Below are 24,555 nucleotides of genomic sequence, written 5' to 3'. Positions count from 1 at the left end.
TCAGAAAAGTTTTTCTGAACTTTGTATATCTGCATAAATCAGAATGTAAAAATTTGTTTGATATTGATAACGGACAGCTTTTGTTGTCCGTTTTGTCATTTTAAGTAATAATGTCCCATAAAATGTAGAAGTACATATTGGAGGGCGTTATGATATTCAGAAGTAAGATATTGCGTGATACGTTTCTGCTGACTTTGATGCAGCTTTTTCTTGATATGGCAGCTTTGCTGCTGAATGTTTTTATAACAAGACAGCTGGGTACATCTGCAATGGGTATACTCAGTCTGATAGGTTCGTTTTTAGGTCTGGCAGGCATCCTTTCAAACGGCAATGCTTTTCTGTGCACCAGCCGTCTTGTTTCCGAGGAATTGGGCAGAAAAAACGGTGATCCAAATAAAATACTTACATATGGTATTAGGCTGTGTATTTTGCTGAGCTTTACTGTTTCGGCGGCAGTTGTGATATTTGCCGAGACAATAAGCCTGCGCTTTTTCAGCGGCGCACACCTGACAGCAACTCTGCGGCTTATGCCTGCTGCACTTGTTACAGGTGCTGTTTCGGCTTGTCTGAAGGGCTATTTCAACGCCTGCCGCAGGGCTTCTGTAACGGCTGTGGGTGATATTGCGGAGTTCCTGACAAAATGCGCGGTGATAGTTTTTATGACGCTTATTTCAGGGGCTTCCACAGAGGATCAGGTATGCAGGATAATGATATGGGGAATAATAGCAGGGAACGGAATTTCGCTTATTTTTTTCGGTGGGGCATATGTTAAGCTGCATGAAAGGCGACAGGGCAGATGCAGTCTTTCTTTTCGGCAGTATATGGCTTTTTCTATGCCTATTATGGGTGGAAGCGTACTTACTGCGGTATTGAGCAGCACAAATGACGCGCTTATACCTATATGTCTGCGGCAGTTTGGCGACTCGGCAGGTGATGCGTTCAGCAAATTCGGAGTTTTTGAAGCAATAGTCATACCTACGCTTTTTTTTCCGTCTGTGGTGCTGTGCTCTATGTCGGGGATAATCGTCAGCGAAGCAGCAAGAGCTAAAGCTGCAAGCAATAAAGCAAGGATAAAGGCACTTACCGAAAAGCTCAGTTCATGGACACTTATGTTTTCGGTATTTTCGGCGGCTGTGCTCATGCACTTCGGCGGTAGGATAGGGGAGCTTCTCGGAGGCGGTGAGCTTGCTGGTAAAATGATAACCGTTATTGCTCCTGTTGTGCCGTTTATTTATATGGAGATAGTCCTTGAAGCTCTTATAAAGGGTATGGGAATGCAAAGCTTTTCGTCTATGAATTACCTAATAGAATATATAATAAGGATAGCGGCTGTTTTGATACTTATACCGCGTATCGGGTTTTACGGGATCGTTATTTCTTACTATGCAAGCAATATTTTCGGGAACTGTGCCCGTTTCATCAGGATAACAAGTATAACAGGTGCGGAACGGAAACTTTGTGGAACATTTCTGTTTCCTGTTATACTTGCGGCTGTTACGATGTGGGCAGTGGGAATATGCCTTGATATCTGTAAAATAGCAGTTAAAAGCGTTTTTTCAATTACAGTTTTCACTCTGCTTTGGGGAGCTGCTTATTTCGCAATTTTCTGCTCATTGGGAAAAGTTCGCCTATTTGATGAAACAGCAGAAGAAGTTTTTGTAGATACTGCACAACGTATGGATAAGTCTGTATTGTAAAATGTAGAAAATTTTCTGTTAGTATTGCAATTTTTTTATTAATGAATTATAATATTGATATGCCGTACATCAAAAGCGGATAAACCATTTAAGAGGAGAAACTTTACCATGAAAGAATATGATGTAAACAAGGTGAAAAACATAGCATTTGCAGGCCACAACGGCTCAGGAAAAACTTCTCTTGCAGAGGCGATCCTTTACAAGGCAGGAGCTTCCGACCGTCTTGGTAAGACTGCTGACGGCACAACAGTTTGCGATTATGATCCGGAGGAGATCAAGAGAAAGATCTCAATAGGTACTGCTCTTGCTTCTTTTGAATATAATGATCTTAAAGTAAATCTGCTTGATACACCTGGATTATTCGACTTCGCAGCCGAAATGATCGAAGGTATCAGAGCTTCCGATACAGTAATGATAACCGTTTCTGCTAAATCAGGCGTTAAGGTCGGTGCGAGAAAGGCTTATGAGGAGGCTGTAAAGCAGGGTAAGTCAAAGATGTTCGTCGTTACTAAGATAGACGATAAGGACGCTAATTTCTTCAACGTTCTCACTGAGCTGAAAACTGTTTTCGGTCCAACAGTTTGCCCTGTAGTTGTTCCCGTTATCAGCAACGGTCAGATCGTTGAGTACGTAAATCTCATTGAGATGAAGTGCTATAAATACGACGCTAAGGGCAATGCTATCGAGACAGATATGCCTACAGCCGAGATATCTGAAAAGTTTGAGTACCGTGTTGACGGACTTGTTGCTGCTGTTTCAGAGGCTGTTGCAGAGACCTCAGAGGAGCTTATGGAGAAGTTCTTCGAGGGCGAGGCTTTCACTCAGAAGGAGCTTATCGACGGTATCCACGACGGTATGAACAGAGGTGTCATCACTCCTGTTGTGTGCACATCTGCTGTTGATCTTGCAGGTATAGATATGCTTCTCAAGGAGATAGAGCTGCTGCTCCCGTCACCTAATGAGGTATATGCTGCTGAGGCTTACACAGCTACAAAGGACGTTACCGAGGTAAAGTGTGAGGTAAGTGATCCGCTCTCAGCTTTCGTTTTCAAGACAGTTGCAGACCCGTTCGTAGGCAAGATGTCATTTATAAGAGTTATGTCAGGCAAGCTTTCCGCTAACTGTGAGGTCATCAACTCTACAACAGGCGGCGCAGAAAAGATAGGCAAGCTCTATAATCTCTGCGGAAAGAAACAGACAGAGGTACAGACTGCATATGCAGGCGATATAGTTGTTGCTTCAAAGATCTCCGCAAATACAGGCGATACACTTTCAGACTCTTCAAGAGTTGTTGAATTCGCAAATATGGAATTCCCGAGACCATGCTACTCAATGGCTGTAAAGGCTAAGGCTCAGGGCGATGAGGCTAAGATCTCATCAAGTATGCAGCGTCTTATCGAGGAGGATCCTACCCTCACATATGAGCAGGACGAGACCACAAAGGAGCAGATTCTCAGCGGTCTCGGCGAGCAGCATATCGAAGTTGCTGCTGCTAAGCTCAAATCCAAGTTCGGCGTTGAGGTCAACCTTACAGTTCCTAAGATAGCTTACAAGGAGACTATCCGCAAGAAGGTAAAGGTTCAGGGACGACACAAGAAGCAGTCAGGCGGTCACGGTCAGTTCGGTGACGTTTGGATAGAGTTTGAGCCATGCGTAAGCGATACTCTCATATTCGAGGAGAAGATATTCGGCGGTGCTGTACCTAAGAATTACTTCCCCGCAGTTCAGAAGGGACTTGAGGAGTCAGTCAAGAAGGGCGTTCTTGCAGGCTGCCCTGTAGTTGGTCTGAAGGCTATACTGGTTGACGGTTCTTACCATCCTGTAGACTCTTCGGAAATGGCGTTCAAGACTGCCGCTTCTATCGCATACAAGGAAGGTCTGAGACAGGCTGATCCTGTAATGCTGGAGCCTATCGGCGAGCTTAAAGTCGTTGCTCCCGATGAAAATACAGGAGATATCATGGGCGAGCTCAACAAGCGCAGAGGCAGAGTTCTCGGTATGGAGCCTGTTGGCAACGGAAATACCATGATACAGGCAGAGGTGCCGATGCGTGAGATGCACGATTTCGCAATGTATCTCCGTCAGACAACAAGAGGTCTCGGAAGCTTTACTCTTGATTTCGTAAGATATGAGCAGCTCCCTGCAAACCTTCTTACAGAGGTCATTTCGGCAGTTGGTGCTGATGAAGCTTAAAAAGCAATATCAACAGGGAGACTCTTTGAAAAGAGTCTCCCTAAATTTTAATAATATATTAATTTTTCATTGGCAGGAGATTTTGTATTGACAATCCTGCCGCCATATGATAAAACAGCGTGTTTCGCAGGATAATTATGTCCTGTGAGATGCGCTTTTTATGTCTATTCAGGTCTTGATTTATTTTTGTCAATGTGATATAATATAGCTTGAACTATTTTTATGAAAGAAGTGTTGTTCACATGACAAAGATCACTATTTTCTCAGGCTTTCTTGGTGCAGGAAAGACCACTCTTATAAAGAAGCTCATACAGGAGGGCTATAAGGGCGAAAAGCTTGTCCTGATCGAGAACGAGTTCGGTCAGATCGGTATTGACGGCGGCTTTTTGCAGGACGCAGGCGTTGAGATAACCGAAATGAACTCGGGCTGTATCTGCTGTAGTCTTGTTGGCGACTTCGGCAAGGCTCTTGAAAAGGTGCTTGCAGACTATGCTCCCGACCGTATCCTTATCGAGCCTTCTGGCGTTGGCAAGCTCAGCGACGTTATCCGCGCAGTTCAGAACATCAATGCTCATGACTTAGAGCTTGACGGATTTACAACTGTTGTTGATGCCAAGAAGTATAAGATGTATATGAAGAATTTCGGTGAATTCTTTGATAATCAGATAACATATGCAAGCTGTCTCATTCTCAGCCATACAAGCGGACTTTCACAGGATAAGCTTGACGAGTGCGTAAAGAGCCTCCGTGAGAAAAATCCTGCTGCTCCTATCGTTACTACAGAGTGGGACGAGCTCACAGGAAAGCAGCTTGTTGATGCTATGACTCAGAAGAACACACTTGACGACGAGCTGAAGGAGCTTCTTGAAGAGGCTGCACATCACGATCATCACCACCATGACCATGATGAGCATGAGCATCACCACCACGATCACGATGAAGACTGTACCTGTGGTTGTCACGATCACGACCATGACGAGCATGAGCATCATCACCACGATCACGATGAGCATGAACATCACCACCACGATCACGATGAACACGAGCATCACCACGATCACGGTCCTGACTGCACCTGCGGCTGCCATGACCATGACCACGATCATGAGCATCATCACCACCACCATGCCGATGAAGTGTTCACAAGCTGGGGCAGAGAAACTACAAGGACATACACTGCCGAGGAGATACAGTCCGCACTTGAAGCTCTCGGCAATGAAGAAAAGTACGGCATGATACTCCGTGCAAAGGGTATCGTTGCAGGAGCTGACGGCAAGTGGATACACTATGACTATGTTCCGGGTGTGCCCGATGTTCGTACAGGAAGTGCAAGCACTATCGGCAGACTCTGTGTTATCGGTTCTAAGATAAACGAGGAAGCTATTGCAGAGCTTTTCAAAGCCTGATAAACCGAAAGGAGCTGTAAAACGTGCCTAATCAGGACGAATTAATACCGATATATCTTTTCCTCGGCTTTTTGGAGTCGGGAAAAACAAAGTTCATACAGGAAACTCTTGAGGACAAACGCTTCAACAAGGGCGAAAAAACTCTGCTTCTTGTTTGCGAGGAGGGTATCGAGGAGTTTGATATCTCAAAGATGCCCAAGAAGAATATCACTATAAAGGTCATAGAGGATAAGTCTGATTTTACTGAGGAAAACTTCACAAAGTACCTCAGGGAGAGCGGTGCAGAGCGTATTGTTGTTGAGTACAACGGTATGTGGACTATGGACGAGTTCTTCAAGGCTATGCCTGATGAGACTACTATCGCACAGGTAATGTGCTTTGTTGACGCTTCTACTTTTATGAACTACAACGCAAACATGAGAAGTCTTGTTGTTGATAAGTTCAATAATACCGAAATGGTGTGCTTCAACCGCTTTGAGGAGAAATTCGACCCGAATGAGTTCCATAAAATAGTCAGGGGAGTAAGCAGAAGAGCCGAGATAGTTTATGAGTATACAGACGGCAGAGTTGCTTACGATGATATCGAGGATCCGCTGCCTTTTGATGTTGAGGCTGACGAAATAACTATCGAGGACAAGGATTTTGCACTCTGGTATCGTGATATCATGGACGAGCCTATGAAGTACGACGGCAAGAAGATGACATTCAAGGCTCTTACTGCCAAGAATAACAAATTTCCCGAGAATACCTATGCTGTGGGCCGTCATATAATGACCTGCTGTGTTGAGGATATTCAGTACTGCTGGCTGGTGGCTCAGGACGACAGCGGCAATGAACCGCCAAATAAGGAATGGATAACCATTTCAGGCAAGATAAGTGTTCAGAAGCATAAGCTTTACCGCGGAAAAGGTCCTGTGCTCTATGTTGAGAGCATAGAGAAAGCAGAAGCTCCAGAACAGCCTGTTGCTACATTCTATTGATAAATAAAAATGCTCCCTTTAAAAGGGAGCATTACTTTTTAACTGCACTTTCAACATAGTGTTGAAATATGTGTCAATAACTTGAAAGATTATATCTAAAATGCTTATTTTGTCTTTCTTTGAACAAAATACTGTTGATCTTTTACTATGAGTTCACTGAATTCGTAGGTTCTGAATGTTATAGCATCAGTAATTTTTTGTTTTAAGAACTCTGATAGAATTAAGGATAAGCAGCATTGCTGTGCCTGAATCTGCAAATACTGCCAGCCACATATTAGGGTGTCCGATAAGTCCGAGTATGAGGACAGCAGCCTTTACAGCAAGAGCAAAGATGATGTTTTCCATAGAGATGCGCATAGTCTTGTCGGATATTCTCTTTGCCTTGACTACTGCGTCGGGCTCGGAATTCATAAATATTGCGTCGGAAGCTTCAAGTGCAAGATCGGAGCCGCTGTGCATTGCTCCGCCTACATCTGCGCCTGCAAGTACAGGACCGTCGTTGAAGCCGTCGCCTACGAACATAACTGCACCGTATTCTTTGCGGATAGTTTCGATCTCTCTGAGTTTGCCGTCGGGGAGAAGGTCGCCCTTTCCGTAGCCGATACCAAGCTGTTTTGCAATTGCAGCGGCATTTTCGGACTTATCGCCTGTGAGCATCGCTGTTCTGACTCCCATAGCGTTGAGCTTACTGATCGCTTCAGCTGATGTTTTCTTTACGGTATCCGAAACGATTATCCTGCCTTCGATACTGCCGTCTATTGCGATATAAACTACGCTTCCGAGAGGATCATCTTTATCATTGATTGCGATATTGTTCTCGGACATAAGCTTTTCATTTCCGCAAAGTACGTTTTTGCCGCTTATCACTGCAGAAACTCCGCGGCCTGCGATCTCTCCGGAGCGTTCTGCTTCTTTAAGCTCTGCACCATTGCGGCGGCAGTATTCAACGATACTCTCTGCAACAGGGTGAGTGGAGTATTGTTCGCAGCTTCCGCATACGGAAAGAAGCTGATCGTGATCCATGCTGCCGTATGTTTTTATTTCTGTTACGGTAAAGTTTCCGTTTGTGAGTGTACCTGTTTTGTCAAAGGCAATAGCCTTTACCTTGCCAAGTGCTTCTATAGCGTTTCCGCCCTTGAAAAGTATACCGAGCTTTGAAGCTGCACCTATGCCTGAGAAATATGCAAGTGGTACGCTGAGGACAAGTGCGCAGGGACAGCTGATTACAAGGAATGTCAGTGCGGAATATACCCATTTGCTCCAGTCGCCTGTGATAAGAGAGGGGACTATCGCCGTAAGAAGTGCTATTGCGATAACAATAGGTGTATATACCTTTGCAAAGCGTGTGATAAAACGGTCTATATGTGGCTTTGTTGCAGATGCGTCCTCAACAGCCTGAGCGATTTTAGCTATCATAGAGTCATCGGCAGCGGCTGTAGCCTTCAGCGTGATCGTTTCTGAAAGGTTTATGCAGCCTGAGTGTATTTTATCACCGATGCGGACCGTCAGCGGTACAGGCTCTCCGTTTACTGCGGAGGTATCTATTCTTGATTCGCCTGATTCAACGATACCGTCAGCAGCTATTCTTTCTCCTGGCTTTATGCGGAGGATATCGCCAACATTTATGTCATCTGCATCAACTCGTCTGAATTCACCGTCTATGAGCACATCAGCTTCCTTGACCTTAAATGCTGCAACATCTGTTATTGCCTTGCGGCTGCGTGATACTGCATAATCCTCAAAAAGCTCGCCTATACGGAAGAATAGTACAACTCCGACAGCCTCTGCGTATTCACCAAGTGCAAATGCGCCGATAGTGGCAATTGTCATAAGGAAGTTTTCATCAAAAAAATTCTTGTTTTTAAGGTTTTTGAAGGTGGCTTTCAGCACATTGAATCCAAGTATGAGATAAGCTGCCACATAAAGACCGATAGTCAGCGGCTTTATATCAATGAGCTTTCCGCTGATAACAGCTGCTGCAAAAAGAACTACACCTATTATAAGAGATATTATTTCATGTGACATTTCACCGCTTTCGTGAGTATGCTCATGAGAATGTTCGTGGTGATGTTCGTGCTCGTGTTCGTGACCGCAGCCGCATTCCTCATCGTGGTGGTGGTGATGTTCGTGTTCATGGTCGTGACCGCAGCCGCACTCCTCGTCGTGGTGATGATGTTCATGCTCATGGTCGTGACCGCAGCCGCACTCCTCATCGTGGTGATGATGATGCTCGTGTTCATGGTCGTGACCGCAGCCGCACTCCTCATCGTGGTGATGATGATGCTCGTGCTCATGGTGATGATGTGAATGTGATTTTTTTCCTTTTTCAATAGGGGAGATGATTACACCTGCTTCTATTGAAGATGCGATTCTGTTTATTTCAGTGATAAGTTCATCGGTAAGTTCACCCTTTATTTTGAACTTTTTCATGGGGAAGTTTAAAACAGCGGACTCAATACCCTCAAGCTTGTTGATAGCTTCCTCAATCTTTGCACCGCAATGGGCGCAATCAAGATTTGATATGGAAAATACCTTCTCCATATGGTCACCGTCCTTTCAAACATATGAATACTTGTTCATATGTTTAATATATCATAAAAAAACGTATTTGTCAATAGTCTGAGCAGTTTTTATTGCAATTTTTTTCGATAGGTGATATAATTTCTGTATCATGGATACTATATTGTTAACTGCGGTTAACGGAAAAAGCCTGTTTTTATATCGAAAAATCACGTAAAACAGGCAAATTCCTTTATAGTTTCAGAATACTAACATATAAAAAATTTTTTTCAGCTTTTTTCGTCTTTTTTGGCATCTGAAATCACTTATAGGTGAAAGCTTTCATAGGAGCTTCAGAGGAGCTTGCAAGTCGGGGAGAATGCCCCTGCCTCTGAAACCGAAAGGAGTGATATAATGAATGCCGATACGAATTATTTCAGCGGAGGTGACGGAACAATTCTTACTTCTTTTACTAAGAAAAAAACATCGCCCGAAGCGGATAATACTGTAAATGAACTTATAATGAGCTGCAGGACATCGAAGGATAGCCTAAGCAAGCTTTACGTCATGTTCAAGGATATGGTATTTGCCGTTGCATTCGGTATAACCTCTGACTATCATCTTGCTGAGGACTGCGTTACCGAAACTTTTGTCAGGCTTACGCAGGTAAAACGTTTTTCTGCAAGAAAAGGGGACGGCAAGGGTTTTATAATCACAATAGCTCGCAACGTTGCATTTGAACTTCGCCGAAGGTATAAAAAAGAGATAACGAATTTTATTATTCAAAGCTACGGCGAGGCAGAAAAAACTGTCGAGGACAGTATTTATATAAATCAGCTTCTGAAGTATTTAAATGATAAGCAAAGAGAGACCGTTATCCTGAAATGCTGTGCGGAGCTTACCTTCAAGCAGATAGCACAGGTAATGAAATGTCCCGAAACTACGGCAAAATCAAGGTACAAAAAAGCAATATCCATTTTACAGGAAAAGGCAGGTGAAGATCAGTGAAAAAGAAAAATGATATAGTTGGAGATCAGGAATTTGAACAGCTTCTGAAGGACAGGATGAACGAGCTTTCGTCCTCTGTAGACTGCTTCGACAAGATCTCTGCAAGAGCTTTTCCTGAGAAAGATTCGGATTTTTCCGACAGCGAGTTTACCGTAAGTGACCTTGAAAACGTTACAGGCAGACGAAAAACAGTGCCTGTGCTTAAATGGACAGCTGCTGCGGCTGCAATAGTGCTGTTTGTGGGGATACTTCCAAAAACGGCTTTTGTACAGGAATTTCTTTCTAATATCGGCGGTGATAACAATAACCAGTACAGATCCATATTGGCGGAAATATCAACGGAAACAAATGAACACACATATAAGATATATGATATGACGCTGAAGGATTATATTGAAAAGGACGTTCTTGTTACACCTTTTTATAATTGTCCCTTTGACGAAATGGATAAGGACGGTATCAATGTACGTGTTTATGTCAGAATGATACATGACTATCCAACCAATCAGATATATGCTGTGGAATATAAAGGCGATTATAATTCGGGAAATATCCTTGCAGCTGCTGATTCAAAGGCGAAGTTCAGCGATGAAGAAGTGAGCAGCATCGACTTTGAGAGCGGATTTTATGATTCGGACAATGATACACGATCGGCTATAAGCAGTTGGTTTACAAGCAGCAAAGCAGACGCTGTAATGGATAATGACGGAAAAGCAGTGTTTTTAGCATCTTACAGCATAAAAGAGGTCTTCAAGCTCAATGATGATGTAATGAAGCTTACTGCCGATGTTATTTATAACAAATTGGCTAATGATAACAGCGGAGTATATTATTATGACATCAGGGGCTATCGTTACAGCAATGGTGATGGTGAAGCAGTTTCTGTTCCCGGGTCTGAAAAGCTCTGGAAGAGATCTCTTAGTTTTGATTGTTCATCGGCAATGCCCGAGGAAAGTCACTCGCTGTTTAGATGTAAGGATTATTTCTCAGCTGATAATGCGAAATCAGAAGCCATTCCGCCAAGCTATTATATGCCATATTATCATGCAGGTGAAAGCTTATTAAAGGACGGTACAGATCATCTGGAAATAGATTATAAGCCAAATGGTGATTATCAGATCGATACCTTTGATACTATTGATAGTAATGAAGCTTTTACGTTAGATACTTCTGATTACAGTGAATTTAAGTCATACGATGATGATACAATTCATATCAGCAATTATGATATCTATGCTCCTGCCGATGTTGATGCAAAGAAAAGCCTGAGAATATATATTTCTGCATTAAATTTCCTCACGTATTCATCATTCAGTGATCCGACTATTAATATCAAAATAAATGACTCAGACGATATTATAAAGATACGCAGAACCGACATAGGCTATAATACGGAGTATGTGGAGAAAACAGCGTCCGAACAGGAAAAAGCTGCTGACAATGATAAAATTAATGAAGAAATAATGCGTGAGATAGAGAGTCAGGCAGAAAAAGCTGGGAGAATATATGAAGCACCAAAAATAAAAGAAAAAGATCAATGATCAGCTTGCGGAAACTCGCTGACGTTTAAGCTGAATTGCAAAAGAAAGTTCGGATACAGCCCTTCGTGAAAACGAGGGGCTGTTTTTTGCAAAAAAAGTGCTGTCTGCAAGATGAGGTGCAGACAGCTGAGTGAGGAAGTGATTGGGTGTATATGTTCGACTGATAAACCAGTCTGGGATCATGCAACTGTTTTCATCTCTTTCCTGTGTAAAACAGGTTTTGCGAGATTTTTCCTGAGAGTATGCTCAAATGCAGTCATATTAAGTATCATTGCTCCTATCCATGCGGAAGCCTCGGCATATGCCGTAGCTCTGAAGCCCAATGTTGAGATAAAGAGCGCGATGACTGCTATTCTCAGTGCCATTTCGAGTATACCCGATATCATGGGGACGAAAGGTTTTCCGAAGCCCTGACAGCCGTTTCTGAATACAAAGAGGTAATCAACTGCAAAGAGGAATATTCCGCATACAGGGAGATATGTCTTTGCGATAGCAACAGGCTCTGTGCCGTTTACCATGAGTCTTGCAAGTGCTTCGGGGAAGAATACCATTACCGAGCCAAGCACAACATAGGAGATAGTTGTGATAGTGAGGCATACATGGAGCCCTTCACGGATACGGTCAAATTTCCTTGCACCGTAATTCTGGCTGGTGAATGATGACATTGTAAATCCTGCTGTGCAGGCGGGCTGCATAAAGAGATTGAGAAATTTGCTGCAAGCGGAGTAAGCTGTGGTATAAGCAACTCCGAGACCGTTTACGAAATACTGTATTACCATACAGCCAATTGCTGTGATAGAATTCATGAATGCCATTGGGAGACCGTTTTTGAAAAGCTCGCCGTAAAGCTTGCGGTTGCCGCGGAAATCTTCTTTTGAAATGTTGAGCTCCTCTATTTTGCGTATCCTCAGCCAGCATATGAAGGCTGACATAATCTGCGAGAATATTGTAGCTATAGCTGCTCCCTCAACACCTGTTTTCAGGACGAAGATAAAGAAGCTGTCAAGGAAGATATTGACTATGCTGGATATTATTATAGCAATGAACGGAGTCTTGCTGTCGCCGAGAGCGCGGAGTATGCATGAACAGAGATTATAGGTTATAGTCGCTATAAGTCCGCCGAATATAAAGTAGCCGTATACAAGACCGTCATGCATTATGGCTTCGTCAGTTCTCAGAAGGTGGAGTATTGGCCTGAGGAAGGAGGTGCTTACTGCCGTAAGAGCAATTCCTATCATAAAGCACAGCATTGCCGATGAAGCGACAGAGCGTCTGAGCTTGGAATAGTCCTTTGCGCCGAAGCTCTGGGCGATAATGACTGAAAATCCGTTGGCAAGTCCCATTGAAAAGCCGAATATAAGAAATGTAAGGGAGGACATATTACCGACTGCTGCAAGTGCGTTGTCACCAAGTCCTTTTCCGACTATAGCTGTATCAGCTATAGTGTAAAGCTGCTGAAGCATATTTGTGAGCAGCATAGGAAAATAGAATTTAAGTATAAGTCCTGTTACCCTGCCCTGGGTAAGATCATTCGCTTTAGCCATAAAACTCCTCCTTTACAGTAATATCACGTTGTTTGTGTTTGTTATTCATTGTGTTTATTATAGTCGAACAGAAAAATAAATTATATCAGAAATATTGCATTTGTATCAAAAATAGGATATAATAGAATTACAGCAAATAATGGAAAATGGCAGCAATTTTTGCATTGGGGGAAAGCTTATGAAAACTGACCGCGATCTGAATTACAGGCTTTATATACAAAAAAACGATGGCTTTATGCGAAGTCCCTTTGAGAGAGAGCTGAGCGCCTACAGAATGGTTCAGGCAGGAGATATTGAAGGTATAAAAAAGAGGTTCGAGATCATACGCAGGAATTTTTTTGAGGGAAAGGGTACGCTTTCAAACGACCCTGTCAGAAATGTAATGTATCATTTTGTTACCGCAGTCGCACTTGTAGCAAGATTTTGCATCGAGGGCGGTATGGACCATAATACAGCCTATACCCTCAGCGATATATTTATACAGCGTGCGGATAAGCTGAATGATGTGGACAGGATAATCGACCTGCTCGGAGAGATGCAGCTTGATTTTACCGAGCGTATGCGTACACTAAAAAAGGAAAATGTAATATCTATCCATGTCAGGAAGTGTATAGATTATATATATGAGCATCTCCACGAGGAACTGACACTTACGCTGCTTGCGGCTCATGTGGGGCTTAATCCGTCGTATCTTTCAAAGCTCTTTTCAAAGGAAAAGGGAATGAGCATAAAAAGCTTCATAATACAGGCAAAGGTATCGACAGCTGAAAATCTGCTGAGATATTCTGATTTTTCATGCCTTGAGATCTCGCTTGCTCTTGGTTTTTCATCACAGAGTGCATTCATAAGCGTATTCAAGAAGATAAACGGCATTACTCCGAAAAAGTTCAGAGAGCTTCATTATCTGGACGTAATGGAACAGAATAAATAACGAGGTGCGAATAAATGGTTTCAAAGAATAAAAAGACCGATATCATGATATCGGTCATTATCACAGTTGTTGTGTCTGCTTTGACGATAATCGGACTGTACTGCCACGAGCCGTGGTTCGACGAAGCGCAGGCTTATCTGCTTGCAAGAGACTCATCATGGCATGATGTGCTGATGTACTGGACACACTATGAAGGTCACCCTCCTATGTGGCATATACTGTTAAAATGTGCCGCATCTCTGGGACTGTCGTTTGAAGCAGCCATAAAGTCGGTGAATTTCATATTTGTTGAAGCTGTTGTGCTGCTGATACAGTTCCGTTCGCCGTTCAGCAGGGCGGCAAAAGCAGTCATACCTTTCAGTTTTTTCCTGCTGTATCAGTACAGCGTGATATCCCGACCGTATATGATGCTGACCTGTTCGTGCTTGCTGGCAGCGATGTGCTATAAGGAAAGGCATGAGAAGCCACTGAGATACTGTCTGGCACTGATATTCATGTGCGTAGTTCATTCATATAGCATTGCATTTGCAGGCGGTATCGTTGTTGCAGATATGGTGGGAGAGGCTATAAGAGAACGCAGCATTAAGAAGATGTGTACAGGTATAATATCAAATAAAAAGCTGCTTGTATGCTATGTGATGCTTTTTGCAGCTGCAATGACTATGATAGCTGATATTATGCCTCATTCGGATACATTTGCCGCAAAGCAGACCGTAAACCCGAATTATCACAGTCTTCCTGTATGTTATCTGTTCAGCTGGCTGCTTATACCGTCTGAAAACCTGTTTACTTCATTCTCCTCTGAGCTTATGTACATGAGACAGGAAGTAAATCCCATTGGTGAGGTCATTGCAGCAGGAGCAATATCATTGCTTATATGGGCGGCGTTATTCGTCATCTGCAAGAAAAGACGCATGGTCGCAGAGCTTTTCATACCGTATGCTTTCATAGCCGTTCTTACATCTTTGCATATCATGCCGCATCATTTCGGTATCTTCTTTATGTATATGCTGTTCATACTGTGGACTGCATCGGATAAAGAACAGATAAAAATAAGTGAATTCACTGAACTTGCGGAGAAAGCAGGAATGTCTGCATCTTTTGCAAAGAAAATAATTATAGGCGCAGCAGCAGCCTTTTCGGTAATAAATATATATTGGGACAGTCTTAGCTTTTACCGTGAAATAAAGCTGCCCTATGATCCTGCTCCTGCAATTGCAGAGTGGATAAAGGATAAGGGACTTGAAGAAAAGAAGATATTAACAACATGGTCTAAGAGCGATATTTATATGGTAAATGCTTCAAGCGTAGCTGCAAATGCGTATTTTGACAGAAGTATTTTCTATAATCTCAATTATGATCTGGCATTTATATCGCATAAAGTGGCTGATGAAGCTGAAAAGGCAGAGGTGCTTGAAAAGTGGAGATCAGAAGGCGCACCTTACATAATGGTCTGCGACGGACCTCAGGAAACAGGATTTATATGTGATGAACTGGGATTGCAGGATGATTATCTCGCTGTGGCATATGTAGGAAAGGGCAGAAGGATATTCAAGGATAAATGCGATACTTACAATGTATATGTAATGTGCACAAGGGATGCATACAAGGAGATATACGGTAAGGAATATGAAGTATCAACATATTGAAAAAGCTGTGTTTCTTGAACGTCCCAACAGGTTCATCGCAGATGTGCTTATAGAGGGCAGAAAAGAGCGTGTCCATGTAAAGAATACGGGACGGTGCAGGGAGCTTCTTCGTGAGGGCGCTGCGGTATATCTCGAGCGCTCGTCTAATCCCGAAAGAAAGACAAGATATGACCTTGTTGTAGTTGAAAAGCTGCGTGACGGACTTCCGCCTCTGCTCGTGAATATGGATTCACAGATACCTAATGCGGCGGCTGATGAGTGGCTGAAAGGCGGTAATTTATTCTCGGAGCAGGCTGTTATACGCCGCGAGTTTACATACGGAGCTTCACGATTCGATTTCAGTATAGAGGATAAGGGAAAGATATCTTTTCTCGAAGTAAAAGGCGTTACTCTTGAAAACTGCGGTATAGCAAGCTTTCCCGACGCTCCAACCGAACGGGGAGTTAAGCATATAAATGAGCTTGTACGCGCAGCAGGTGAGGGATACGGAGCATATCTGCTCTTTGTTATACAGATGAAGGAAATAAAGGAATTTCGTCCCAATGACGAGATGCACAGGGAGTTTGGTGATGCTCTCAGAGCAGCACAGCAGGCAGGAGTCCATATACTTGCGTATGACTGCATCGTTACTCCCGATAGTATAGTTATCGACAAGCCAATTATGGTAAGAACGGAGCTGTAATATGAACTGGAAAAAATTATTATGCGAAAAGCGCAGAAGGAGCTATTCGACTACTTCTGTAAGTACAGATACAAGAAATGAGTTTCAGCGTGATTATCACAGGATAATCGGCAGTGCGTCATTCCGCCGCTTGCAGGACAAGACACAGGTTTTTCCTCTCGACAGGGGAGACTTTGTAAGGACCCGTCTTACTCATTCTCTTGAAGTATCTTCATTTGCAAAATCCCTCGGTCAGATGATATTCCGCAATATACTGCAATACAACAAGGACGCTGACCTGACCTATGAGGATATCGGCAAGATATGCAGTGTTCTTGAATGTGCGGGACTTATCCATGATATCGGCAATCCTCCATTCGGTCATTTCGGTGAGGACTATGTCCGTGACTGGTTCAGGAAAAATTTGCATAAGCTTGAATTTGACGGCAGAAAGATAGATGAATTGCTTACTCCGCAGATGCTTGGCGACCTTTATCACTTTGAGGGCAATGCGCAGGCACTCAGGCTGCTTACGAAGCTTCATTTCCTTGTTGATGAAAACGGAATGAACCTCACCTATACTCTGCTGAATACTATCATAAAGTATCCTGTTCCGTCAACAGCTATAAATAAAAAGAGCGGTAACATCAAGGATAAGAAAATGGGCTATTACTATGCCGATAAGGATATTTTTGAGGATATAGTAAACAGTACGGGAGCTGTTGACTGCCGTCACCCTCTTGCTTTCATACTTGAATCTGCTGACGATATCGCTTATAAGACAGCAGATATCGAGGACGCTGTAAAAAAAGGCTTTGTAAGTTATGAACGGCTATTGTCAGACCTGAAAAATAAGTATATGGATAAATGCGCAGATGAAGCCGAGAGAGAGGAATACGGAAAGGCTGTCAATAAGCTTGAGGACTATTACCGTCAGGCGTGTGAAAATGGTATATCCTCACCTGAGCAGAATTCTGTTCAGCGCTGGACTATCTATGTACAGGGTGTATTGCTGAAATGTGCGGCTTTCGGTTTTACAAATAATTACAAGGAGATAATGGAAGGCAGCTTCCCTAAGGAGCTTCTTGCAGCTTCACACGGAAATGCTCTTGCTTATGCCCTGGGAGATATAGCATTCCGATATGTTTTTCAGTCCAAGGAGATATGCAGGCTTGAGATAGCAGCAGGTGAGATATACGAATTCCTGCTGAGCAAGCTTGTCAATGCAGCGATAATTTACGACACAGAGCATGAAAGCTCCGCCATAGAACAGCGCATAATGAAGCTTGTTTCCGAGAACTATATACGTGCCTACAGGATAAATTCAAAGGGAAAGCAGGAGAATGAAAAGCTTTACCTAAGGCTTATGCTGGTAACTGACTTCATTTGCGGCATGACAGACGGCTATGCACAAAAACTTTACAGGGAGCTGAGCGGAATTGAGTGAAGTAAAGAAAAATAAGCTTAGGAAGCGTATTTTTGATATTATTCAGATCGGAAACAAATATGATTTCCCAAGCAGATTTTTTGATTATCTTATAGTAACTGTAATTATTCTGAATATACTTACTGTTTTCCTTTCCACCTTTGACCAGCTTGAAAGATTCAGCAGTTTTTTTACTGTTATAGAGCTTTCAACTATGTCGGTATTCTGCATTGAATATATACTCAGGATATGGACAGCGGATTATCTTTATCCAAAGTTAGGAAAATTCACGGCGAGAATGAGATTTCTCATCTCCTTTGACGGCATAGTTGACCTGCTTACCATACTGCCGTTTTTCTTCCTTGACGGTTTCATCGTATTCAGAATGTTGAGAGTGGTAAGGATATTTCACCTTTTCAGAGTCAATGCACATTATGACTCCTTTCACGTTATCACAACAGTCCTGACAGAAAAGAAAAACCAGATTATTTCATCCGTTTTCATTATCATCGTTCTTATGCTCGCATCATCGCTGGGAATATACAGCGTTGAGCATGAGGCTCAGCCTGAAACTTTCAGGAACGCATTTTCGGGCATATGGTGGAGCGTATCGACCCTTCTTACTGTAGGCTATGGTGATATTTATCCCATAACTGTTATAGGCAAGCTTATGGCTATATGTATAGCTTTTCTCGGAGTTGGAGTGGTTGCTATCCCCACAGGTATCATAAGTGCGGGATTTGTTGAACAGTACACGAAAAATCAGCATTCTGATACTAAATTCTGCGATATTAAAGAGGTCGGAGAGATATTTGTTGACCGTGAAAGCTGTTTTATGGGAATGAATGTATCTGACATACGTGAAAAATACAATATAGTCATTCTTGTTGTGCTGAGAGGCGAGCTTACTATAGTTCCCACGGAAAATGTCAAGGTAAAAATAAATGATATCCTTATTGTTAAAAGCGAAAAGATAGTAAAATCAAAGAAATAAGATAAATAAAAAAAACAGAGCGTTATTTGTTGCTTTAGACAAATAACGCTCTTTCATATTGACATGGTTAGATATAAATGCTATAATTAAATTGCGAGAATAATTGGGTTGTTATTTGAGCGATGCCGCGGTTGATATATCTGCACATTATCGGCTGAGGCAATTTCTTTGTAACGGACAGATCAGAAAAGCTGTGTTCATAGGCGAATACAGCTTTTGTCCATTTCAGAACCCAAGTTCCTCATAATCCTCACGAATGAACCTGTGGTATGATGCGTGGATACTTCCGTCTATTTCTTCTTCCTCGGATACGCAGTAATAATATTCATCAGGCTTTTTATCCGGGAAATATATAAGATAGCGGAATTCTTCGTTATTAAGCTCGGTTATGGAAGTATTTTCCGATGCTTCTTTAAATACAGCAAGTACTTTTTCGGTGTCCGCATGGCATCTGACTGTTTCCACAAGCTTTGCCATAAATTCATGTTCACGGCTTTGTGTGTGAACATAGGCTGTTCCTTCGGCTGGTATAGTGATGCAGAAGCCGTCTTTTATACTGTGAAAAGCTATTTTTCCAAGCTTTTTCGTCATTTCCTCGGCGAATTTTTCAAGTATTTCAGCCATTTCATCTGTTGTGTAGTCCTTACCGATGAGATGACAAAGAGTGGCATTTGTATAGTTAAGGCTCATAGGACGGTTATCGTAGCCGAGTTTGAGCTGAGCCTCGTATATGTTATCGCTTATATTCTTTTCAAGTCTTTCAAAAGTCATAGATATTACCTCCGAAGATAAGTATAGCATATTATTCAATACAAATCAATAAAAAACGGTCTCTTGTGAGACCGTTTTTCGTTTATGCACTTTCAAACTGTGAATTATAAAGCTGAGCGTAGAAGCCGTTCTTTTCAAGAAGTTCCTGGTGATTGCCCTGTTCTATGATATCGCCGTCCTTCATAACGAGTATGATATCAGCATTCTTTATAGTTGAAAGGCGGTGAGCGATTATAAAGCTTGTTCTGCCGCTCATAAGGCGATCCATAGCGTCCTGTATGAGCACCTCCGTGCGTGTATCGACAGAAGAAGTAGCTTCGTCGAGTATCATTACCTTAGAGTCTGAAAGGATAGCTCTTGCAATAGTAAGGAGCTGCTTTTGTCCCTGTGAAACGTTGCTTGCGTCCTCGTTGAGCACCATATCGTAGCCGTTCGGCAGCGACTTTATGAAATGATGAGCGTGAGCGGCTTTTGCAGCTGCAATGACCTCTTCATCTGTGGCGTCAAGTCTGCCGTAGCGGATATTCTCCATAATAGTGCCGTTGAAAAGCCATGTGTCCTGCAAGACCATGCCGAAGCTCTTTCTGAGCTCACCGCGCGGTATCCTGCGGATATCAGTTCCGTCAAGGGAGATAGTACCGCCGTTAACATCGTAGAAGCGCATGAGCAGCTTTACCATTGTGGTTTTTCCTGCGCCCGTAGGACCAACTATTGCAATCTTCTGTCCAGCCTTTATGTCGGCACTGAAATCACCAATGATTATCTTATCCTTGTTATATCCAAAGGAAACATGGTCAAAGCTTACATCGCCGACTACATTTTCAGGGATAACCGCATTATCAGGCACCTGTTCCTCTTCCTCTTCTTCAAGGAATTCAAAAACTCTCTCAGCAGCCGCTGTCATTGACTGTACCTGATTTATGACCTGAGCTATCTGCTGGATAGGCTGGGTAAACTGCTTGACATACTGGATAAACGCCTGTATATCGCCGATGCCGATAACTCCCTTTATAGCAAGGAGTCCGCCTGAGATAGCTACGCCTGCATAACCAAGATTACCTACGAACTGCATAATAGGCATCATAATACCCGATATGAACTGTGATTTCCATGCGGATTTATACAGAACATCGTTTGTATTGCAGAAATCCTTCAAAGTTTCTTCTTCCTTGTTGAAAGCCTGAACAACTGTATGACCGCTGTAGGTCTCTTCAACGAGACCGTTTATATGTCCGAGATATTCCTGCTGAGTACGGAAATGCTTCTGTGATTTCTTTATGACAAGGGACAGAAGTATGGCTGATATCGGAAGTATGACGATTGATATAAGTGTCATCAGCGGTGAGATCGAAAGCATCATTACAAGCGTACCCACAAGAGTAGCCACAGATGTTATTATCTGGGTGATGCTCTGATTGAGAGTTGTGCCGAGAGTATCAACGTCGTTTGTGATACGCGACAGCACCTCGCCATAGGTTCGGCTCTCAAAGTAGCCCATAGGCATACGTCCGATCTTTTCTGATATATCCTTTCTTAGTTTGTAGGATATCTTCTGTGAGATGCCTGTCATTATCCAGCCCTGCGCAAAGCTTACCACTGAGCTGAAAATATAAAGGCTGAGTGTAAAGAGGAGTATCTTTCCGATATAGCCGAAGTCGATACCGCCTGTACCTGCTATCTTGCTCATAAGTCCGTCAAAAAGGGCATTTGTGGCTTTTGCCATTATCTTAGGACCAACAACGGAGAATACAGTAGCAACTGCGGCAAGTATCATAACTATGAAAATAGCTATCTTATAAGCGCCCAGGTAGGATATGAGCTTTTTCATCGAGCCTTTGAAGTTCTTTGGCTTTTCACCGGGAGCAAATCTGCCGCCGCTGCCTATTCGTCCACGCTGACGGGCGGGAGTCATATTGCTGTTATTGTTTTCACTCATTATCCTCACCTCCCATGCTCTTTTTCAGTTCTTCCTCAGAGAGCTGAGAGCCTGCTATCTGCTTGTAGGTATCACAGGACTTCATAAGCTCTCTGTGAGTACCCTTGCCGACTATCCTGCCGTCATCGAGTACGATTATCTGGTCGGCGTTCATAATAGTGCTTATACGCTGTGCAACTATGATAACAGCTGAATTTCTGACGTATTTTTCAAGTCCTTTTCTGAGAGCAGCATCTGTTTTCATATCAAGAGCCGAGAAGCTGTCATCGAAAATGTATATCTCAGGCTTTTTGACGATAGCTCTTGCAATAGCAAGACGCTGCTTCTGTCCGCCCGAAACATTGCTTCCTCCCTGAGATATAGCTCTTTCAAAGCCGTTTTCGTCAGCGGAGATGAATTCCATAGCCTGAGCGATTTCGGCAGCCTTTTCCAGTTCGTCTTCGTCAGCATCGGGCTTTCCGAATTTAAGGTTAGAGCTTATAGTACCCGAGAAAAGCACGCCTTTCTGAGGAACAAGACCTATTCTGCTTCTGAGGTCGGATTTGCTTAGCTCGCGGACATCTATGCCGTCAACGGTTATGCTTCCCTCTGTAACATCGTAAAATCGCGGTATAAGATTGATGAGAGTGGTCTTTCCGCAGCCTGTACTGCCTATGATAGCAGTAGTCTTTCCTGAGCTTGCAGTAAAGCTTATATTGCTTACAGCATTGTCATCGGCATTTGGATATTTGAATGAAACGTTGTCAAAGCATACTGTACCAGTGGGAGCAGTTATAGTCTTTGGCTCTTTGGGTTCAAGAACAGTAGTGTCTGTTTTGAGCACTTCATCTATTCTGTCGGCAGCAACACCTGCACGTGGAAGTACAACTGACATTACTGTAAGCATAAGGAATGACATTACTATCTGTATGGAGTAGCTTATAAATGCTGTCATTGCGCCGACCTGTAAGTCGCCCGTATCTATCCTGTGAGCTGATACCCATACGATAGTAAGCGAAACTCCGTACATGACCAGTGTCATACCCGGAAGCATGAAGGTCATGACTCTGTTTGTGAAGAGCTGAGTTTTCATAAGCTCCGTATTAGCCTTGTCGAAGCGTTTTTCCTCTTCCTTTTCTCGTCCGAAGGCTCTTATAACGCTGAGACCTGTCAGTATCTCTCGTGATATAAGGTTGAGACCGTCAACAAGCTTCTGCATTATCTTGAATTTAGGCATAGCTATTATCAGAAGTACAAGTATGAACATGAGTATAATAGCTACAGCTGCAATGATTATCCAGCCCATATGTGCGCCTGTATTGAGTACCTTTATGACGCCTCCGATACCGAGTATAGGGGCATACATGAGGACTCTCAGCAGCACGGCGGTCACGTTCTGTATCTGCTGAACATCATTTGTGCTTCGTGTAATGAGTGAAGCGGTCGAAAACTTATCTATTTCGGTATTTGAATAACCTATGACCTTCTTGAATATCTTTTCACGCAGGTCACGGCCTATGCCTGCACCTGTACGTGCTGCGAAATAGCCTGCACCGATGGAAGCGGCAAGCATGAGGAAAGCCATGCAAAGCATTTTCAGTCCCTGTATCCAAAGGTACTTCTTTTGTATGCTGTCAACATCAACTCCTGCGGATTTGTCTGCTGATATGGCATAAGCTATACCCATTGACTTCATGGTATTGCTTCCTACCTTTGAAACGGTTTCTTCAAGCTGACTGCGGAGTGTGGTTATCTGCTCTGCATCAAGCTGACCGTTGCTTATAAGTCCCAGCATTATCGGGCGCATATCAACATAAGTCGTAAGAACGCCTTTTTCGTTCTTAGTCTCATGTGTTTTCAACTCCATGTGCATATTTTCGCTTATCTCATCGAGAGTAAGGCTGTCGATATCAAGCTCCTCCGGAGACTGATGAGGTGCTTTTGCCATAGACTCTTTAAGAGTGTTTTTGAATTGCTCCTCGCTCATATTTCCTGTCTGATGTGTCAGGGCTATAGGGATAAGGAAATCTGCGTTTGAGCTTTCAAGCTCCTTATCGGAAGCCTTTCTTTTGTAGATATCCCCGTTTTGAGTATAAAGGCTCTCCCATTTCTGCTTTTCGCTGTCAGTCATGAACAGGGTAGAGTACAGCATATCCTCCGATGTCAATTTTTCGGGAAGAATATACTCGACACCGTGGTTTTGTATGCCTATATCTATCATGTCCGAGGTGTACTGAGGCAGTGAAAGGTCACAGTACGCCTGTATTCCGAGAAACATGAGTATGATAAGCACGATATGCCAGTATGGTGCCATATTCAGTATTATTCTCTTCATTTTATCCTCCTTGGTCGATATATCAGTGTTTATTATAGATCATAAAACATAAAAAGTAAAGTGAAATAACAACTCATCGGTGATGAGAAATACAGGATTTATTCGAGTATATCTTTAAGCTTTTCGTAATTGTTTTTTACACCGTCATCAAGGTCGAGGACGATTTTTTCACCTGCGAGGATATTAAGTCTTTGTAAAAATCCCTCCATTTCAAGTATTAGTGTCTGAGTGCGGCTTATATTTCTTCTTATCGCAGCTTTTTTACTGCTGTCTGCACTGCGGTATTCCGAATTTTGCTCCGAAAGAAGAATTTTCAGCTGTTCAAAATAGGGAACAGCGTATTTTTCTCTCAGTATGGAAAGTGTTTCCGGAGTATAGCGGTGAATGTACATTATCGCTTTGAAAGCCTTCTTGCTGCCGGAGGTGAACTGCCAGTATATAGGGCGGTTTCGGTATATTTTTGAATGATCTTTGAAAAAGCTTTTCCTTAGATAGCTTTGTAATATTTCACGGTTATCGCCGCTTCCGCCGAGTACCTGTGCTATGAATGAAAGATTTTCCTCAAGGGTATCGCTGCCGTAGACTTTTTCAACAAAGCTTATGACCGCAGCCGTAAGACCGCTTTCAGCGCTGTTTATGGTCATAATATTATCCTCACATGGGATAATGGTAGAATATGCGGAGTCGTCCCATTGTCCGCCTGCATAGCAAAGGCCCTCTTTGTCAAGGGAATAGCGTCCGAAGATACAGCCTACAGCGTAGCTTATGAGACTTTTTATCTCCCTTTGCAGGTCTGCACGACGCACAGTTATTTCCTCATCGCTTACCTCGGGAGTAAGTTCTTGTTCAAGCCCGTATGCTGAGATGAAGAATTTATTGAGTTTTTCTTCATTTGCCTTCAGCCTGTTGAAACGTTCGTCGCAGAGCTTTTCCCATTCCTTGAATTTATCTGATATCAGTTTTGACATTGTAATTTCTCCTGAAATTAGTATGTTATAATTATAA

At 42.9% G+C, this 24,555-nt stretch carries 17 protein-coding genes; 11 read left to right on the top strand and 6 right to left on the bottom strand.

Annotated features, from left to right (window positions below; translation table 11 throughout):
• Positions 1 to 149: 149 nt before the first annotated feature.
• The 4 genes from BUB28_RS10480 (at position 150) to BUB28_RS10465 (ending at position 6,276) form a co-directional block, all read left to right on the top strand.
• On the top strand, positions 150 to 1,697 hold the full coding sequence (locus BUB28_RS10480) for an oligosaccharide flippase family protein (protein ID WP_072951262.1): 1,548 nt from the start codon (positions 150 to 152) through the stop codon (positions 1,695 to 1,697).
• Positions 1,698 to 1,805: 108 nt separating this feature from the next.
• Complete coding sequence (gene fusA / locus BUB28_RS10475) at positions 1,806 to 3,890, top strand: elongation factor G (protein ID WP_072951260.1); 2,085 nt, start codon at positions 1,806 to 1,808, stop codon at positions 3,888 to 3,890.
• 242 nt (positions 3,891 to 4,132) lie between these two features.
• Positions 4,133 to 5,296: a CobW family GTP-binding protein gene (locus tag BUB28_RS10470; RefSeq protein WP_072951258.1), complete on the top strand. Its 1,164-nt coding sequence runs from the start codon at positions 4,133 to 4,135 to the stop codon at positions 5,294 to 5,296.
• A gap of 23 nt (positions 5,297 to 5,319) precedes the next feature.
• On the top strand, positions 5,320 to 6,276 hold the full coding sequence (locus tag BUB28_RS10465) for a TIGR03943 family putative permease subunit (protein ID WP_072951256.1): 957 nt from the start codon (positions 5,320 to 5,322) through the stop codon (positions 6,274 to 6,276).
• A gap of 186 nt (positions 6,277 to 6,462) precedes the next feature.
• On the opposite strand, the gene BUB28_RS10460 is transcribed toward BUB28_RS10465, so the two are convergent.
• Positions 6,463 to 8,817: a heavy metal translocating P-type ATPase gene (locus BUB28_RS10460; RefSeq protein ID WP_081373482.1), complete on the bottom strand. Its 2,355-nt coding sequence runs from the start codon at positions 8,815 to 8,817 to the stop codon at positions 6,463 to 6,465.
• Between the two features lie 372 nt (positions 8,818 to 9,189).
• Here BUB28_RS10460 and BUB28_RS10450 point away from each other — a divergent pair, with 372 nt between their 5' ends.
• Entirely contained in the window at positions 9,190 to 9,783 is a 594-nt protein-coding gene (locus BUB28_RS10450) for an RNA polymerase sigma factor (RefSeq protein ID WP_072951254.1), read from the top strand.
• On the top strand, positions 9,780 to 11,324 hold the full coding sequence (locus tag BUB28_RS10445) for a hypothetical protein (RefSeq protein WP_072951253.1): 1,545 nt from the start codon (positions 9,780 to 9,782) through the stop codon (positions 11,322 to 11,324). The genes BUB28_RS10450 and BUB28_RS10445 overlap by 4 nt, the downstream gene beginning before the upstream one ends.
• Positions 11,325 to 11,503: 179 nt before the next feature.
• Here BUB28_RS10445 and BUB28_RS10435 read toward each other — a convergent pair whose 3' ends face one another.
• Positions 11,504 to 12,868 carry an MATE family efflux transporter gene (locus tag BUB28_RS10435; protein ID WP_072951250.1) on the bottom strand — a complete coding sequence of 455 codons (1,365 nt, stop codon included), beginning with the start codon at positions 12,866 to 12,868 and terminating at the stop codon, positions 11,504 to 11,506.
• 178 nt (positions 12,869 to 13,046) lie between these two features.
• On the opposite strand from BUB28_RS10435, the gene BUB28_RS10430 reads away from it, so the two are divergent.
• The 5 genes from BUB28_RS10430 to BUB28_RS10410 are packed head-to-tail and all read left to right on the top strand — an operon-like array spanning position 13,047 to position 18,529.
• Positions 13,047 to 13,799, top strand: coding sequence for a helix-turn-helix domain-containing protein (locus BUB28_RS10430; protein WP_072951249.1), 753 nt, complete (start codon positions 13,047 to 13,049; stop codon positions 13,797 to 13,799).
• Positions 13,800 to 13,813: 14 nt separating this feature from the next.
• Positions 13,814 to 15,448, top strand: coding sequence for a hypothetical protein (locus BUB28_RS10425; protein WP_072951248.1), 1,635 nt, complete (start codon positions 13,814 to 13,816; stop codon positions 15,446 to 15,448).
• Positions 15,429 to 16,130, top strand: a complete 702-nt coding sequence (gene sfsA / locus BUB28_RS10420) for a DNA/RNA nuclease SfsA (protein ID WP_072951246.1) — start codon at positions 15,429 to 15,431, stop codon at positions 16,128 to 16,130. The genes BUB28_RS10425 and sfsA overlap by 20 nt, the downstream gene beginning before the upstream one ends.
• 1 nt (position 16,131) lies before the next feature.
• Complete coding sequence (locus BUB28_RS10415) at positions 16,132 to 17,556, top strand: deoxyguanosinetriphosphate triphosphohydrolase (RefSeq protein ID WP_072951244.1); 1,425 nt, start codon at positions 16,132 to 16,134, stop codon at positions 17,554 to 17,556.
• Entirely contained in the window at positions 17,549 to 18,529 is a 981-nt protein-coding gene (locus BUB28_RS10410) for an ion transporter (protein WP_072951242.1), read from the top strand. The genes BUB28_RS10415 and BUB28_RS10410 overlap by 8 nt, the downstream gene beginning before the upstream one ends.
• A gap of 225 nt (positions 18,530 to 18,754) precedes the next feature.
• On the opposite strand, the gene BUB28_RS10405 is transcribed toward BUB28_RS10410, so the two are convergent.
• From BUB28_RS10405 to BUB28_RS10390, 4 genes are all read right to left on the bottom strand, one after another.
• A complete protein-coding gene (locus BUB28_RS10405; protein ID WP_072951240.1) occupies positions 18,755 to 19,300 on the bottom strand; it encodes a DUF3877 family protein in 546 nt (181 codons plus the stop codon).
• 82 nt (positions 19,301 to 19,382) lie between these two features.
• Positions 19,383 to 21,236 carry an ABC transporter ATP-binding protein gene (locus BUB28_RS10400; RefSeq protein ID WP_072951239.1) on the bottom strand — a complete coding sequence of 618 codons (1,854 nt, stop codon included), beginning with the start codon at positions 21,234 to 21,236 and terminating at the stop codon, positions 19,383 to 19,385.
• Positions 21,229 to 23,550, bottom strand: coding sequence for an ABC transporter ATP-binding protein (locus tag BUB28_RS10395; protein WP_072951237.1), 2,322 nt, complete (start codon positions 23,548 to 23,550; stop codon positions 21,229 to 21,231). The genes BUB28_RS10400 and BUB28_RS10395 overlap by 8 nt, the downstream gene beginning before the upstream one ends.
• Positions 23,551 to 23,648: 98 nt before the next feature.
• Entirely contained in the window at positions 23,649 to 24,518 is an 870-nt protein-coding gene (locus BUB28_RS10390; protein ID WP_072951235.1) for a BREX-1 system adenine-specific DNA-methyltransferase PglX, read from the bottom strand.
• Positions 24,519 to 24,555 lie beyond the last annotated feature (37 nt).

It is taken from the genome of Ruminococcus flavefaciens (assembly GCF_900143025.1).
GTDB lineage: Bacteria > Bacillota > Clostridia > Oscillospirales > Ruminococcaceae > Ruminococcus > Ruminococcus flavefaciens_I.
The sequence above is the reverse complement of the archived record's forward strand: the minus strand, read 5'-3'. Positions and strand labels throughout refer to the sequence as shown.

Bases quoted from the DNA above. Each gene is read 5' to 3' on its own strand.
- BUB28_RS10480 (WP_072951262.1), top strand. From the start codon at position 150: ATGATATTCAGAAGTAAGATATTGCGTGATACGTTTCTGCTGACTTTG.
- fusA (WP_072951260.1), top strand. From the start codon at position 1,806: ATGAAAGAATATGATGTAAACAAGGTGAAAAACATAGCATTTGCAGGC.
- BUB28_RS10470 (WP_072951258.1), top strand. From the start codon at position 4,133: ATGACAAAGATCACTATTTTCTCAGGCTTTCTTGGTGCAGGAAAGACC.
- BUB28_RS10460 (WP_081373482.1), bottom strand. From the start codon at position 8,817: ATGGAGAAGGTATTTTCCATATCAAATCTTGATTGCGCCCATTGCGGT.
- BUB28_RS10450 (WP_072951254.1), top strand. From the start codon at position 9,190: ATGAATGCCGATACGAATTATTTCAGCGGAGGTGACGGAACAATTCTT.
- BUB28_RS10435 (WP_072951250.1), bottom strand. From the start codon at position 12,868: ATGGCTAAAGCGAATGATCTTACCCAGGGCAGGGTAACAGGACTTATA.
- BUB28_RS10430 (WP_072951249.1), top strand. From the start codon at position 13,047: ATGAAAACTGACCGCGATCTGAATTACAGGCTTTATATACAAAAAAAC.
- BUB28_RS10425 (WP_072951248.1), top strand. From the start codon at position 13,814: ATGGTTTCAAAGAATAAAAAGACCGATATCATGATATCGGTCATTATC.
- sfsA (WP_072951246.1), top strand. From the start codon at position 15,429: ATGAAGTATCAACATATTGAAAAAGCTGTGTTTCTTGAACGTCCCAAC.
- BUB28_RS10415 (WP_072951244.1), top strand. From the start codon at position 16,132: ATGAACTGGAAAAAATTATTATGCGAAAAGCGCAGAAGGAGCTATTCG.
- BUB28_RS10405 (WP_072951240.1), bottom strand. From the start codon at position 19,300: ATGACTTTTGAAAGACTTGAAAAGAATATAAGCGATAACATATACGAG.
- BUB28_RS10400 (WP_072951239.1), bottom strand. From the start codon at position 21,236: ATGAGTGAAAACAATAACAGCAATATGACTCCCGCCCGTCAGCGTGGA.
- BUB28_RS10395 (WP_072951237.1), bottom strand. From the start codon at position 23,550: ATGAAGAGAATAATACTGAATATGGCACCATACTGGCATATCGTGCTT.
- BUB28_RS10390 (WP_072951235.1), bottom strand. From the start codon at position 24,518: ATGTCAAAACTGATATCAGATAAATTCAAGGAATGGGAAAAGCTCTGC.